Source organism: Mycoplasma sp. Mirounga ES2805-ORL, assembly GCF_017084445.1.
In the GTDB taxonomy this organism is placed as follows: domain Bacteria; phylum Bacillota_I; class Bacilli_A; order Mycoplasmatales; family Metamycoplasmataceae; genus Mycoplasmopsis.
This window is the reverse complement of record NZ_CP070947.1, coordinates 488440-503898: the sequence shown is the minus strand read 5'-3', so window position 1 is coordinate 503898 and position 15459 is coordinate 488440. Positions and strand designations below refer to the sequence as shown.

Below are 15459 nucleotides of genomic sequence, written 5' to 3'. Positions count from 1 at the left end.
ATTTAATACAATAAATATTTATATGAATAAAACTAATAATAAAATATTTGATGCAATAGTAGTCGGCGGCGGTCACGCAGGGTTAGAAGCCACCTTTGCTTTAGCTAAAAAAAATCATAAAGTAGCTTTAATTTCGTTAAATTCAAAAAGATTAGGAATGATGCCATGTAACCCATCAATAGGTGGACCAGCAAAAGGAATTATAACTAGAGAGATTGATGCATTAGGAGGCATGCAAGGATATTGGGCTGACCTAGCTATGATTCAATTAAAAATGCTTAACCAATCTAAAGGCCCAGCAGTTAGAGCATTAAGAGCTCAAATTGATAAGGAAAAGTACTCAAAAATTATCTATAAAGATGTTATGGATAATCCAAATATTACTCTAATTGAAGAAATGGTTGTTAAAGTTAACACAAACAATAAAAAATTTCAAAGCGTAACATTGAGTAATGGAGATGAAGTATTTGGCAGTGTTTGTGTTATCACCACTGGAACCTATATGGACTCAAGAATTCTTAGAGGAAACCAAACAACAAAAAGTGGTCCCGATAATGAAAAAACAACTAATCTTTTGAGTAAATCTTTGATTGAAAATGGATTTGTTTTGCAAAGATTAAAAACAGGAACCCCTCCTAGAATTTTTAGTAATTCAATTGATTTCTCTCAAGTCCAAAAAGAAGTTATTGAAGATATTAATTTAAATTTTAGTAGTAGAAGTAATGTAAAAATGCCTAAACAAATAGCATGTTATTTAACCTATACAACACCAGAAACTCATAAAATTATTAATGAAAATTTAGACAAGTCAGCTATGTACTCTGGTTTGATAGAAGGTATAGGTCCAAGATATTGCCCTTCAATAGAGGATAAAATCGTTAAGTTTGCAGATAAGGAAAGACACCAAATATTTTTTGAACCTGAGACAGCAGATGGAGAGATCACTTATGTAAATGGTTTATCAACTTCCATGCCAATTGAGATTCAAGAAAAAATAGTAAGAACAATACCTGGTTTAAAAAATTCAGTAATTCAAAAATGAGCATATGCAATTGAGTACGACGCAATTGATCCTCTACAACTTCAATTAACTCTTGAAACCAAAATAGTTGATGGTTTATTTATGGCTGGTCAAATTAATGGAACCAGTGGATATGAAGAAGCTGCTGCTCAAGGTTTAATTGCTGGTATTAACGCTGGTCAAAAACTAGAAAATAAAGAACCTATTGTTATTTTAAGAAATCATGCTTACATTGGTGTCTTGATTGATGATTTAGTCACAAAAGGGACAAAAGAACCATATAGAATGCTTACTTCAAGAGCTGAATATAGATTATTACTTCGCAATGATAATGCTGATATAAGATTAGCGGAATATGCCTTAAAAACAAATATGATTTCAAAGCAAGAATATGATTTAGTTACTAATAAGTATGAATTAATTGATAAGAAAATTGAAGAACTATCTAACCAATATCTTTCAGGTAAGACTGATTTGGCTATCAAGTATGAAATTTTTGATGGAAGTACTTTGTTAAAAGTTTTATCTAGACCAGAAGTTGATCCTAATGATGTTATTCCCGGCTTTAAATATATTAGTGAGTTAACAACAATGGTTAGACTTCACGGTTATATTAAAAAACAAGAAAGTAACGCTAATAAAATGATAAGACTTGAAAGTTATAGAATACCCGATGATTTAGACTACAATATTGTGACAAATATTGCAACTGAAGCTAAACAAAAATTAATTAAAGTTAAACCCAGAACAATCGGTCAAGCAAGCAGAATAAGTGGTATAAACCCAGCCGATATTCAAATGCTAATGTTTTATTTAGAAAGCAAATTAAAAAATGAGACAAATTAGGATTATTGCTGTAGGTTCTCTAACTTCAGATTTTAAATCTATATTTGACGATTATGCAAGAAAAATAGGATATATGGGAAGTTTAAGTGTTATTGAAATTAAGGAACTTTCCAGTGAAAAAAACATAGAAATAAAAAAGAAAAAAGAAACTGAATTAATAACTAAAAAAATAGATTCAAAATCATTTAATGTTTTATTAAGTATAGATGGGAAACAACAAGATTCTCTAAAATTTTCGAAAATATTTGAATCTATTAATAACATCACTTTTATTATTGGTGGCTCAGATGGTGTTGATGAAAACCAATTAAACGTAGACATGAAATTATCATTTTCAAAAATGACATTTCCACACCAATTATTTAGAGTTCTTTTGGCAGAACAAATATATCGAGCATTAAGTATTTTAGGAAATCAGAAATACCATAAATAACAATTCAAAAATAAATCGTTTAATAAATCCACTAGTTAAAAACGTGGTTTTTATTTAATAATTTTTCTTAATAATTACTACTTCAATAGAATTTCCGGAATAACTAATATTATTGAAATAAGAATATCATTAATAGTAATTATTTGAAAAAAAACGCATTTGTTTTATAATTTCAAATATTATTTATATACATTGAAATAAGATTATAAATTTTCAAACAAAATAAAATAAACTTAAGGAGAAAACATGGCAGAAAAACAAACAAACATTTTGCTTGATAAAGATATTTACGCATCTAAAGAGGTTAAAATTAATGGAGCAGAATGAGAAAGAGCTACAAAAAATGCTAAACAAGAAATTGTAAGTAATTTAAAAATTGATGGTTTTAGAAAAGGTAAAGTTCCTGCTCACATAGCAGATAAATATGCACCAAATGAATTAGTTTGAGACAAAGCATTAAAGTCATATATCAAAGAACACGCAAAAGAACTTAGAGAAGAAGTAACTAAAATAGATAGTAATATTGTTGATGCTCCAACATATGACGTTACAAAAATTAGTGATTCGGAAGTTGAATTTTTAATTGCATATCCAATTGTTCCAACCGGAAAGAATTTAAAATTCGAAAACATTAAGACAAAATTTAAATTAACAAAAGTTGATGATAATTTTGTTGATGAAGAAATTAAAAAAGTTTTAGAAAAGAAGGCTTTATTAGCTCCATTAAAGGAAACAGAAAAAACTAAATTAGGCGACACAGTTGTTATAGATTACAAAGGTTTTGTTGATGATACTCCTTTTGATGGCGGCGAAGCACAAAATTATGAATTAAAACTAGGAAGTAAAACCTTTATAGACACATTTGAAGATCAATTAGTTGACAAAAAAATTGGATTTAAAGGGAAAATAGAAGTTAGATTTCCTGAAAAATATCCAGTTGAAAAATTAGCTGGCCAAAAAGCTCAATTTGATGTTGAAATTAAAAAAGCATCTAGACCTGAAAAAGTACAATTAACAGAAGATAACTTCAAAGACTTAAATTTACAATCTGCACAAAACGCCAATGAAGCTAGAGAAATTTTTAAATTAATTTATCAACAAAATCAACCTTCTATTGATTTAACTAAATTTATTGATGAAGTTGTTGAAGAAGTTTCGAAGAAAGAAGAAATAAAAATAAACCCAATTTTTGTTGCTCACTATACTGACTTACGAAAAAAAGAATTAACCGATCAATTAAAAGCTAATAACATTAAATTAAAAGATTATATTGAACTACTTGGCAAGACAGAAGAAACTTTTGACTTAGCAATAGCTGAAGAAGAAATTGTAAAAATTAAAGGTTCTGTTGTTATTAATGCATTGGCAGATAAAGTAAAAGAAACAACCTTAGTTACAGATGAAGACGTTGATAATCACATTTTATTAGTGTCATTTACTACAGGAATGTCTCAACAAGTTATTAAAGATTTATTAACTAAAGATAATGCAGCGTCAATTGAATCTCTAAAAGCCAACTTAAAAGAACAAAAAATAAGATCACAAATTTTGAAATTTTTAGATGAATCGAGTTTTGCAAAATATACAAGTTCAGTAGATAAAGCAACCAAAGATATTAAAAATTTTGTTGCTAAAAAAGAAAAAGAAAATGCAAAAAAAACAGAAAGTAAACAAGATACAAACCCTAAAAAAGAAGACAGTAAACCTTCAAAGAAAAGTGCAAAAACCTCTAAATAATCGGTAAAAAAATAATTTTACGATTATTTTTTTATTTACCTTGGTTCTTTCCTATAAAATAGTTGCAAATAAAAAATATAGGAAAGGTTTTTATGATTTTAAAAAATAAAATTATTATATCTGGAAGCGTTCTTGGGGGTGCTTCTATTGTAGGAGGTGTCACAGCAGGGTCAATTATTGGTTATAGAATGAATAATCATAAAAATAGTGATTCCGAATTTTCGCTAAAACAATTTAATAAGAATAAGAAATATCCTTCTAAAAAGTATAATTTTGAAGTTGAGGAAGCTAATGGTTCAATAGCAGAATTGAAAGATAGTGATTTAATTACAAATAATAGAAATGTAGTCGATTTAGTTGATTTTGCAGATATAAATTTATTTGGAATTTCAACAAGTGTTCAACCATTTTGAGATCAATTACGTTTAGCAATGATGTGTAAAGGAGAAGTTCATTTTTCACAATTTGTTGGGAACGGAATTATGTCTGTTGATAAAGACTTATTTGAAAAATGATTAAATAATAATAGAAAAGAAAACAAAGATATTGATAAAAAGTCTTGTGTTTATAATTACGACAGAGATTTTCAAGATAAAAGAACAATTATAAAAGACTTTCAAAAAATTATTGAGCAAAATCCAAACAAAAAAATAAATTTATGAATATCATCTTGTGAATTGAACTATATTAGACCATATGTTGAATTAGCTGGATTTAATAATGTTAAGTTACTATGTTTAAATGAAGCTAATTCTATTATTTCATCATATGAAAGTAATTTTAAAAAAGATATAGATGAATATTTAAACAACAAGGCAGAATTTAAGTTTAGCGATATAAAAAGTGGACCAACAGGATGAATTCCACTGTCAACAATGTTGACTAATGTTTATTTCTTTTTTGAAGAAACTCAAGGTTCTAAAGATTTTAAAAATCAAGGTCTTAAAAGAATTTATACTTACTCGACAAATAAAGATTGAAAAATTAAAAATGATTTTTTCTTAGTAAGAGATAAAGATAATAAAAGAATTCCATTTACTGAAAACTATTTTAAGATAACTGGACAAGATTGAAGGGTTGAACGTGACAAGGTTTATTCTAATCAAGAAAAACATGGTAAAAAACCAAAGATTATATTTTTAGGAGGCAATCATCCAGAAGCTGAAAAAAACTCTCTTGCTCATTTAATTAGTAAATATCAAGATGAATATAATATCTATTACAAAGGTCATCCAAATTTCTCAATTATTGATAATTGAATTGAAAATGTTGTTAACGAACATCAGGAAATTAAATATATTGATAATATAGAAACCACATCTTTATCAAATCCTGTTGGTAAAAAAGTGATTCTTAAAAAAGATAATATAGTATGTATATTAAATAATCAAATTCAATCTGAAGAACTAACAACTAATCACTCGAAAGATATGAAACCTCTTTGATTTGAAAAATGAGCTACCCAAGATTACCATACAGGCGCTTTGAATGTAATTGCTAGCAAAGAGGGGTTAAATACAAAGAATGATTTAATTTATACAGGTATTCCTATTTTGGACCCTGTGGATAAGAAAACTGTCATTGGTTGAAGGGCAGCATCACCTAAAACCGAAATTGATACATCTATAAATAACAATTTATGGGATCAATATGTTGCGCCATATTTAGCAAAATTAGGAGAATAAAAAATATACCTTTTAAAGGTGGACAATAAAAATTAACATTTCAAAGTGTTAATTTTTTTGTACACAACCACTAGTTATAAGAGGTACCCCATTAAAAAAATTAAAAACAGAAACTGAAAGGATTACTGAATATGTCGAGACATTTAAAAATGGAAGAGTTTGATTTAATATTTGAAGCTTACCAAAAATATGGAAAGATAGGGGCTATAAAAGCATTTTGAAATATTTCTCCAAAAACACAACTTGTTAAGAGAAAACATCTTGTAAGAAGGGTTCAAAAAATAATTAATTATTATAATTTAGGAATGAAAGAAAAATTATTAACTAAAAAAGGCAAAGATAGAAAACCCGGCTCAGGAAGACCTAGAAAAGAACCAAATTTTGATTGAGATATTTTTGATAGAGATGATCTAATTGAAATAGCAAAAAGAGACTCCTTATTCAAAAATAATAATTGAAGAGTTTAAGGAAAATAAAGAAAGATTTTGCAGAAAGAAGTTAAGCATGTATATATATTATAAATATAATATATACATAAATGAACGCACTTTAGGTAGATATTTAAATAAATTAAATCTCAAATGCAAATTAAGACAAAAAAGAAAAAGAAAAGAAATTAAAGACACATAATGTGAAATATCAAATACAGTCCAAAGAGATTACAACGACAAGGAAAATAGATATATTTATGCCACTGATGTTTCATAAATAAATGCCCCAAAAGACGTGCATGAAAATTACGTTTATTTATCTGCTGTAATTCACCACAAAACTAAAAAAATTGTGGGTTTTAGGTTAAGTAAAAGCAACAATTTAGATTTTGTTTTAGATAACATCAAGGATATTCAAAACGAAAATTTCAATAATTTTATTATTCATTCAGATTATGGTTTTCAATACACAAATCAAGAATACATTGATAGAATTACAAAATTTGGTGGGGTAGTTTCAATGTCTAGAGTTGGGAATTCATTAGATAATAGAGAAATTGAATATTGGTTCGGAGTGATTAAAACATAACTATTGAATGATTTAGATTACACAAAAATTACATTTGACGAGTTAAATAAAAAAATTAGAGAATATATTTTTTGATATAACAACGATAGAATACAATCAAATTTAGGTTGAAAAACACCACAGCAATTTGCTATGGCGTTCATCAATTAAAAATGTTAATATTTTTTGTCCACGTTTATTTCGAGGTTATTTTTTTATTCTTCATCTTCGTCATCGTGGATATCATCTTCTAATTCATCTTTATTGCCAAACATCGCTGACTTAATCTCTTTAATTATGTTAGAAGCTTTTTTATGTTTAATTTCTTTAGAAGTATTATCTTTTTTGCCGAATTGGATTGGGGTATCTTCAAATAGTTTTTCACTATCTTCATCCTTATATAAAATTGTTGGAATAATAATTGGTCTTCTTCTTTTTTCTTTGTAGAATAAATTTTCGAGGCGGTCAACAATTATTTTTTTAAGTTCAACAACGTTTCAATTTTCTGTATTTTTGATGTAGAACAATGCGGCTCCATGAGCTAATCTTTTTGCTTCTTCTACTAATTTAAGACTAGTCTTAACATAAAAACTTCCCCGACTAATTAGGTGTGGTCTTCCAATTATTGCATTTTTATTTCTGTCAATTGTTAAAACTATGTTTACAAAGCCACTTTCACCTAAACGAACTCTTTCTTTTAATATATTAGCTGAAAGATTTAATGTGTTAAATCCATCTATATAAATTGGTCCATAATCAATTTTTTCATTAGTTTCCGTTATAACTTCATTTAGCATATTGTAAACTCTGCCCATTTCAGGAACCATTACATTTTTTGGATTAACACCATTTCTAATTGCGCTTTGTCCATGAACTACGGACATTCTATATTCACCGTGATAAGGTAAGAAATATTTAGGCTTTGTTAGTTGGAAAATTTTATCATGTTCATGTTTATAAGCATGTCCCGAAGTATGTAAGTAGCCATCTATTCCATTTTCTTTAATAATTGCCCCAAGTTTGGATAGTCTATTTACTAAAAGTTCAATTACCATTCTATTTCCTGGAATTGGACTAGATGAAAAAATAATCATGTCGTCTTTTTCAATTTTTACACTTTGGTGTTTTCCATAACTCATTCTATTTAGAGCTGCTAATTGTTCACCTTGACTACCAGTTGTTAATATAACAAGCTCGCTGGAATTAACATTTTTGATTTCTTTTTTATCTACAAATACATTGGAGTCAACATCTATATAGCCTAGTTTTCTACCAATTTTTACTCCATTTACCATTGAACGACCAAAAACTGCTACTCTCTTTTTTAATTTTGCAGCTAGCTCAATTATGGCTGTTACTCTAGTTAAGTTTGAAGCGAAAGCTGTTATTATTGTTTTTTTAGTTGCTTGACGCATGTATTTTTCAATATCTGTAAGAATATCATTTTCACTAGGAGAGTGAAAAGGACGCATGGCGTTTGTTGAGTCACTAAGTAAAACAGTTAATCCTTCTTTTCCCATTTGATCTAAACGGGCAAAGTCTGTATATGCCTCACCAATAGGGTTATAATCAAATCTAAAGTCTCCTGTACACATTACTGAGCCATTTGGAGTTCTAACTCTAATACCAAAGGCATCAGGAATAGAGTGTTGACCTGACCAAAAATCTACGGAGCAGTCACCGAATTTCCATATTGCCGATTTTTCAATTTCAATGAACTCATGTTCACTCTTTATTCTATGTTCTTCAAATTTTAGTTTAAGGTACTGAATAGCAATTCTTGGCGCAAAAATCTTTTTAATAGGAACTTGTTTAATCAAGTGAACAACTCCTCCTATATGGTCTTCGTGGCCATGAGTTATAAAGATACCTTGAACGTTATTAATTTTGTCTTTTAGATATGAGTAATCAGGTATTATTCCCTTGATTCCAGTTTGAGCTGTATCAGCAAATTTAATACCAGCATCAATAATAAATATTTTATCTTCATGTTCAACAATTAATGTTGATTTACCAATTTCTTGTACTCCACCAATTGGTATTAGCCTAGTTGCGGTCATTTTTCTCCTCACTATTTAATATTTTGATTAATATTAATTATTATAAATATGAATTTATATGTATTTTTACTTCAACTATATTACCAAAAATAAAAAATAATTTCTATAAATAAATTTAGATTTTTAAAAGAAAGTATATAAAATAATTGATTCATTTCTTCTTTATGTTTGTGTATTAGACTATTTTATAGACTTTTATGTAAAAAATATAAATTATCAACAAAGCATTACATTTTTTATATATTGACATTCAATAAAATTTTATTATAAAATTATCCTTATATATAATTAGAATATTATATGTATTTATATATATAATTTACATATCAAAATTATGACTATTGTTAGGTATATCCAAGATTATATATGCATTCAATTTTGTGTATTAAATAAATAAAGGCACGGTGTTCTCTTATGAATAAAAAATCAATAAATATTAAGAAGATAATTGAAAAGTTTAATATCACTTTAGCTAATAAGTCTAAAAACATTGTTTATCGTGATGTATTACATCAAAATATTAAACGTTTAGGATTAGTAATAACCGAAGAAGTTGAAGATAAGCAAATAAATGAAAATATTATTTATTGAGGACAAAAAGAAAGTGAATTTTTTACAAAAAAAGGTAGAGAAAAAACTCTAGAAATAGTAGATAAAATTCTAAAGAATGAACCTCCTATGTTGGTTTTGTCAAAAAATTTTGATCCTAATATTTCTAAATTTATAATTGACATTGCTGATAAACACAAGGTTCCATTATATATTGCTCAACCTAATGGAGTTTCGATTACTGCTGGTATTGGAATATTTTTAAATGAATTTTTTTCGAAGCAAATTCAAATTCATGGTTGTTTAGTTTCAATAAACGGACTTGGAGTTTTAATTGTTGGAAAACCTGGAATAGGGAAGTCTGAGGCCACATTGTCACTAATTCAAAAAGGTCATATATTTATTAGTGATGATTCTGTAGTTGTAAAACAAATTAGTGAGAATTTTTATGGTGAAAGTCCTGAAATAACACAAAATTTAATTGAAATAAGAGGTATTGGCTTAATAGATGTTAAGTATACATATGGCATTAAATCAATCACAAAAGGTTCGATGATAAAACTTGTTGTTGAATTAGTTGGGGAAGAAGACTCACATCATATAAACTTTGATAGACTAGGTATTGAATACTTAAAATATAATGTGTTGGAAGGTTCGATTCCAAAGGTTCAAGTGCCAATTAAAGGAGGTTCTTCTGCTGCATCACTTATTGAAGCAGCGGTAAGTGCATATTTAGCTAAAAAAGATGGAATGGATATAGCAAAAGAATTGACAAATAGATCAAAAAAATCAAGAAAGGAAATTTAGTATGGATAAAGTAGGAATTAAAGCAAATACACCTGGAATATTATTTACTGTCCCAATATTTAAGTGAAATTATGAATTTCACACATATTCATTAACACTAACCATGGGTATATTGGCGTCTATATTGACAATTGTTATTTTTTGACAAAGAGAAAAGTATAAATGAGAATACTTAATGACCTTAATTTTATTAACAATTCCATTTTCACTTATCGGAGCTCGTTTATGAGACTTAGTTGAAGAAGCACAGAAACCGGAATTTAATATGGCTCGGGATTGGTATAAAATTTGAGAAGGTGGATTAAGTATACAAGGTGGTGTTGTTTTGGCATCAATTGTTGATTTCACTTATATTTATTCAAAACGAAATGAACTTGATATAAGAAAAGTTGCTTCAATAATTATTCCAACTATTTTAATTGGTCAAGTTATTGGACGTTGAGGAAACTATGCTAACCATGAGTTGTATGGTAAGGTTGATTGAGATGGTTCAAGTGTTACTTGACTTGGAGATAAGATAGCTGACAATATGTTCATCGCTGATAAAATAAGTGAATCTTGAGGTGAGCCCGGATTGTATCGTTATCCATTGTTCTTGTATGAAGGTATTGCAAACTTAATAGGATATTTAATTCTAGTTTGAATTATTAATAATTTTGGATTATTAAAACCTGGTGGAACAGGCGCGCTATATTTTGTATGATATGGTACTGTTCGTGCTGCGATGGAACCATTGCGGGAAACTTCATATCAAATGTATACAATTGCTTCATATATATTTGTTGCAATTGGTGCTCTTGCCTTTATATATCTTCAATTCTTTAGCAAAGTTCACTATGTTAGAGAATGAAGAAAATGAAGATATGTTTATGATTATGCTCACCCAGAGGAATACAAAGCTTATGTTGAAAAAACAAAATTTAGTATTTTCAAGAAATCAAAAAATAAAGATTTAATAGTATCTAAATAAAAAATAAATAAATAATAGATAGGAGTAATTAATATGATTAAGACAAATTATGATGTTGCAATAATTGGAGCGGGTCCTGGAGGTTTAAATGCTGCATTATATGCCTCAAGAGCAGGTCTAAAGGTAGTTCTTATCGAAAAATATATGGTTGGTGGAAAGGTAATATATTCAAGCAAAATTGAAAATTGACTTGGAGATACTTTAGTTGAAGGTGCAGAATTTGCTGATAGAATTTATAATCACTCTGTTAAATATGGTGCCGAAACTATTTTCAATAATGTGAAAAGTGTTGAAAACCTTTCTGATAAAAAGAAAATCATTCATTTTGAAGATGGTTCTAAGATAGAAGCAAAAACAGTTATTATTGCTTCAGGCACAAGAAATAGAGAACCTAGAGACATAATTAATTTTGATCGCTTCAATTTACGTGGAATATACTATTGTGCAACTTGTGATGGCCCTTTATTTAAAAATAAGGAAGTTGCTGTTATAGGTGGCGGAAATAGCGCTATTGAAGAAACAGAATTTTTAGCTAAATTTACAAAAAAAGTTTATCTAATTGTTAGAGATAATAAATTTAATGCAGAATCTATGCTTGTGGATTCGCTTAAAAAATACGACAATATTGAAATACATATGAACTCATCAGTTAAGGAAATAAAAGGAACTGATCAAATTGAGTCAATAGTTGTTCAACAATCTTCAAAAGAGATCGAACTAAATATTAGTGCAATTTTTGCATTTATTGGTTTGATTCCTAATAGTGAATTTGTCAATGACTTAAATATAGTTGGCAAAAATCACTTCATTCCAACTAATGAAAAAATGGAAACTAGTGTAAATGGAATTTATGCAATTGGTGACGTAAGAGATAAATTAATTCGTCAAATTATTACGGCAGCTAGCGATGGTGCAATTGCTGCAAAGCATATACAGGAGTATTTATCATAATTTATGATTGAAAATAACTTTAACAAAATTGTTAATAAGTTAGATGAACAATTTGATAATACTAAGAATAAGTTTTTGTGAGGATTAATTCCTCTATGTGTATTAGAATTCATAACATTTTTAACATTTATTTTTTCATTCACTCCTTATTTAATATTTCCTATAGTTCTTCTATTTTTTGAATTGATATTTTCAATATTTCAATTCTTAATTCTTTTTAGAATTATTAGATTAATAAAAGAATTTAATAGATTTAAATTTGGAAAATATATACAATTTTTTAATTTTGTAAGTTTAATAATTCAAGGTGTTATATTTTTAGTTGGATTAATTGTCTTATTTGGGCTAAGGTCAGGTTCCATTTTCTATCAAGCTAAATATTTATTAGTAGGATTTCTAGCCTTAGGTGAATTAGTTATTGCTGCGTTATTAATTTGATTTTGAGTTTCTACAATGAAAACACAATCTAAAATAGATATTTCTGAAAATTCCTTTGGTAAATATTCAAATGAACATGAAGAGGAATTATTGACTGAGGAAGCAATTGTTGTTGAAGAGGATACTATAGAAGATAAAAAATAATGTAAAATAAAATTCAAAATATAAAAAAATATATTCTATTGTATAATAAACATACTTTTTATACCGAAAACAAAATAAACATTGAAAGGAACGATATGGCAAGAAGAGATTATCTAACTGGTAAAGGCCCTATGACAGGTAACAAACGTTCACACGCTTTAAACTCGTCAAAAAGAAAATTTAACGTTAACCTTCAAAAAGTTAACTTTAATGTTGATGGCCAAAAAGTAACCTTAAGAGTTAGTGCAAAAACACTTAAAACTATTAAACGTAAAGGTGTAGTTCTTTAGTATTATAAAAAACCTAGCTATTTAGCCAGGTTTTTATTTTTTGTTTAATAATGTTTCAATATTTTCTCTTGTTGGTTCTTTTACAATATAAGTTCCAGCAACAAGAGCATCAGCTCCAGCTTTTCAAGCATCTTTGCATGTTTCGTTATTAATCCCACCGTCAACTTGAATTATGTATTGGTAAGAATATTTACTTCTGATATTTTTTAGCTTTTTAATTTTATCAATTGCTGTTGGAATGAATTTTTGTCCACCTTTTCCCGGTTCAACAGACATAACTAAAACTAATCTTAAATAAGGCAGAAAGTCTTTAATTTCCTCCACTTTTGTATCAGGTTTAATAGCTATTCCTAGAGAGTAGTCGTGTTGATTTTTTTGTAAAAAAGACATTATTTTTTTAGGATCTTCCGCTTCATAATGAAATGTAATAAAATCAACTAAATCTTTATATTTAGGTATTTCTTCAAATGGATTAGTAATCATTAAATGAGCATCTTTTAAATGTTTTTTTCCATTTTCATTTATATTTTTAATTTCTTCTAATTCAATTGCGTGATTAGGTACAAAGTTTCCATCCATAACATCATAGTGGATTCATTTTATACCATTATCGATCAAATTATTAACCATGTCTAATCGTTTATTTTTGTCTACATTTAATATTGATGGTGTTATGTATTTTTGATTCATTCTTTTTCACACTCCTGTAATAATTTTATGTAATTATCATATCTAAATTTTGGGATTATATTATTTTTTACAGCGGTCTTAACTGCGCATAAATTTTCTGGTTCCTTTTCATGTAAACATGTTTTAAACTTGCATTGTTTTGATATCTCTCTAAACATAGCAAATGATTTAGAAAACTCAATTTTATTCATAAATAGATCTATGTTGCTAAACCCAGGAGTATCAATTAAATGTCCTCCTGCTATGTCATAAATTTGAACAATTCTTGTTGTATGTCGTCCTCTATTTGCTTTTTTAGAAATAGTATTCGTTTGAAGGTTTAGATTAGTAATTTGATTAATAATTGTAGTTTTGCCAACGCCGCTTTGACCCATTAATGCAAAAGTTTTTCCGTTTAGCTTTTCCAAAATATTTTTTACTCAATCTTTTGTTTTATAGCTTATTTCATAAATTTCATAACCCATTTTTTTATATTGATTAATTAAGTCTGTAGTTCCTAAATCACTCTTTGTTAGTAAGATAATAGGTTTGATATTTTTTTCTTCAACTATCGATAAATATTTATCTATTAATATACTTTTAATTGTCGGCTCCTTAATAGACATAACAACAATGATAGTATCAATATTCGATATTCTAGGTCTTATAAATTCGTTTTTTCTAGGTAATATTTTTGTAATTTGTTTATTTTCTTCAAATTCAACAAAATCTCCTACAAGTGGAACTATATCTTTGTGTCTAAAAACACCAGCAGCTGAGATGTTGTGGTCATTATTATTTTCTCTAATGTGGTAGATACCACTATTTATTGAGTATATTCTTCCTTTCAAAAAATCTCCTAAACTAGTAAAGCTACAGTTATTAATAATGCAATGAATAAAACAGATAATATTACAATAGAAGAAATAATAAATTTTCTACTATTGATTATTGAGGCTAACGTTTTCTTTCTAGATACTCTTCTGATATCAAGAGGCTTTTCAATATATCTTTTTTGACTTAAACATGTTTTTAAATCTTCTTTCATTTCATACATTGAAGAATATCTTTTATCAGGATTTTTGGCAGTAGCCTTAATTATTATATTGGCTAATGATTGAGGAATTTCAACAATACTTTTAATATCTGGGATAGGTTGAGTTTTTTGTTTTCTTATTGTGTCAAGCGGGTCTTTTCCTCTTATTGGATACTTACCAGTAAGCATTTCAAAAAGCATAATACCTAGTGCATATATATCTGATTGAACAGAAGGTTGTGAATTTGAAACACATAGTTCAGGTGCCATATAATAGACAGAACCAACAACTTTAGCTGTTTCAGTTAGTCGTTGTGTATCTTCATCTAGCGCTAAACCAAAATCAATTATTTTTACATTTCTAGTTTTAGTAATCATTATGTTATTGCTTTTAATATCTCTATGAATAATATTTAATGAATGCAACTCTTGTATGCCCTCAGCAATTTGTTCTGCAAAATATACAGCTTCTTTAGGAATGAATCTACCGTTTTTTCTTAAACGGTCTTTCATATTTTCGCCTTCAACATATTCCATAACAATAAATTGTTCATTACGACTCATATGTGAATCGATATATTTTGCAATGCGGTCGCTTCTTATTTTTTTATAAACTTCTATTTCATGTCTAAAACGGTTTAGAGTTGTTTCTGGTTTGCTATTTGAGTTTTTGTCGATTGTTAAATATTTAAGAGCATAGAACTCGTTTTGTTTGCTAGGGTCGTTTGGCTGAACTTTATAGACAACACTAAAACCTCCAGAACCTAATTCTTTAATAACTTTATATTTTTTAAAAACAATACTATCTCTTTTGATATTCATAT

15 protein-coding genes are annotated in these 15459 nt (G+C 27.8%); 11 read left to right on the top strand and 4 right to left on the bottom strand.

All coding sequences use genetic code 4. The features are described from left to right. Window positions 1-22 precede the first annotated feature (22 nt). The 6 genes from mnmG (at window position 23) to JXZ90_RS03370 (ending at window position 6742) form a co-directional block, all read left to right on the top strand. Complete coding sequence (gene mnmG, locus JXZ90_RS02140) at window positions 23-1867, top strand: tRNA uridine-5-carboxymethylaminomethyl(34) synthesis enzyme MnmG (RefSeq protein WP_205848136.1); 1845 nt, start codon at window positions 23-25, stop codon at window positions 1865-1867. Further along, a complete protein-coding gene (locus JXZ90_RS02135) occupies window positions 1854-2300 on the top strand; it encodes a 23S rRNA (pseudouridine(1915)-N(3))-methyltransferase RlmH (RefSeq protein WP_205848135.1) in 447 nt (148 codons plus the stop codon). The genes mnmG and JXZ90_RS02135 overlap by 14 nt, the downstream gene beginning before the upstream one ends. A gap of 246 nt (window positions 2301-2546) precedes the next feature. Continuing rightward, window positions 2547-4037, top strand: coding sequence for a trigger factor (gene tig / locus JXZ90_RS02130; protein ID WP_205848134.1), 1491 nt, complete (start codon window positions 2547-2549; stop codon window positions 4035-4037). Window positions 4038-4129: 92 nt separating this feature from the next. After that, window positions 4130-5722: a hypothetical protein gene (locus JXZ90_RS02125; protein WP_205848133.1), complete on the top strand. Its 1593-nt coding sequence runs from the start codon at window positions 4130-4132 to the stop codon at window positions 5720-5722. Between the two features lie 131 nt (window positions 5723-5853). Beyond that, complete coding sequence (locus tag JXZ90_RS03375; RefSeq protein WP_241003395.1) at window positions 5854-6189, top strand: transposase; 336 nt, start codon at window positions 5854-5856, stop codon at window positions 6187-6189. A gap of 259 nt (window positions 6190-6448) precedes the next feature. After that, complete coding sequence (locus JXZ90_RS03370) at window positions 6449-6742, top strand: DDE-type integrase/transposase/recombinase (protein WP_241003394.1); 294 nt, start codon at window positions 6449-6451, stop codon at window positions 6740-6742. Window positions 6743-6936: 194 nt separating this feature from the next. Here the strand turns inward: JXZ90_RS03370 and JXZ90_RS02115 are convergent, their stop codons facing one another. Further along, on the bottom strand, window positions 6937-8781 hold the full coding sequence (locus tag JXZ90_RS02115) for a ribonuclease J (protein ID WP_205848132.1): 1845 nt from the start codon (window positions 8779-8781) through the stop codon (window positions 6937-6939). Window positions 8782-9195: 414 nt separating this feature from the next. Between JXZ90_RS02115 and hprK the strand changes: the two genes are divergently transcribed. The 5 genes from hprK (at window position 9196) to rpmB (ending at window position 12930) form a co-directional block, all read left to right on the top strand. Then, on the top strand, window positions 9196-10137 hold the full coding sequence (hprK, locus tag JXZ90_RS02110) for an HPr(Ser) kinase/phosphatase (RefSeq protein WP_205848131.1): 942 nt from the start codon (window positions 9196-9198) through the stop codon (window positions 10135-10137). A gap of 1 nt (window position 10138) precedes the next feature. Next, a complete protein-coding gene (gene lgt / locus JXZ90_RS02105; protein WP_205848130.1) occupies window positions 10139-11107 on the top strand; it encodes a prolipoprotein diacylglyceryl transferase in 969 nt (322 codons plus the stop codon). 33 nt (window positions 11108-11140) lie between these two features. Next, window positions 11141-12058: an NAD(P)/FAD-dependent oxidoreductase gene (locus JXZ90_RS02100; protein WP_205848129.1), complete on the top strand. Its 918-nt coding sequence runs from the start codon at window positions 11141-11143 to the stop codon at window positions 12056-12058. A gap of 3 nt (window positions 12059-12061) precedes the next feature. Further along, a complete protein-coding gene (locus JXZ90_RS02095; RefSeq protein ID WP_205848128.1) occupies window positions 12062-12640 on the top strand; it encodes a hypothetical protein in 579 nt (192 codons plus the stop codon). 95 nt (window positions 12641-12735) lie between these two features. After that, a complete protein-coding gene (gene rpmB, locus JXZ90_RS02090) occupies window positions 12736-12930 on the top strand; it encodes a 50S ribosomal protein L28 (protein ID WP_205848127.1) in 195 nt (64 codons plus the stop codon). A gap of 33 nt (window positions 12931-12963) precedes the next feature. Here the strand turns inward: rpmB and JXZ90_RS02085 are convergent, their stop codons facing one another. From JXZ90_RS02085 to JXZ90_RS02075, 3 genes are read right to left on the bottom strand one after another with little or no spacing between them, the layout of a single operon-like run. Beyond that, window positions 12964-13620: a ribulose-phosphate 3-epimerase gene (locus JXZ90_RS02085; protein ID WP_205848126.1), complete on the bottom strand. Its 657-nt coding sequence runs from the start codon at window positions 13618-13620 to the stop codon at window positions 12964-12966. Continuing rightward, a complete protein-coding gene (rsgA, locus tag JXZ90_RS02080) occupies window positions 13602-14450 on the bottom strand; it encodes a ribosome small subunit-dependent GTPase A (protein ID WP_205848125.1) in 849 nt (282 codons plus the stop codon). Before rsgA ends, JXZ90_RS02085 begins: the two co-directional genes overlap by 19 nt. Before the next feature lie 8 nt (window positions 14451-14458). Beyond that, a complete protein-coding gene (locus JXZ90_RS02075) occupies window positions 14459-15457 on the bottom strand; it encodes a serine/threonine-protein kinase (RefSeq protein ID WP_205848124.1) in 999 nt (332 codons plus the stop codon). Between the last annotated feature and the right edge of the window lie 2 nt (window positions 15458-15459).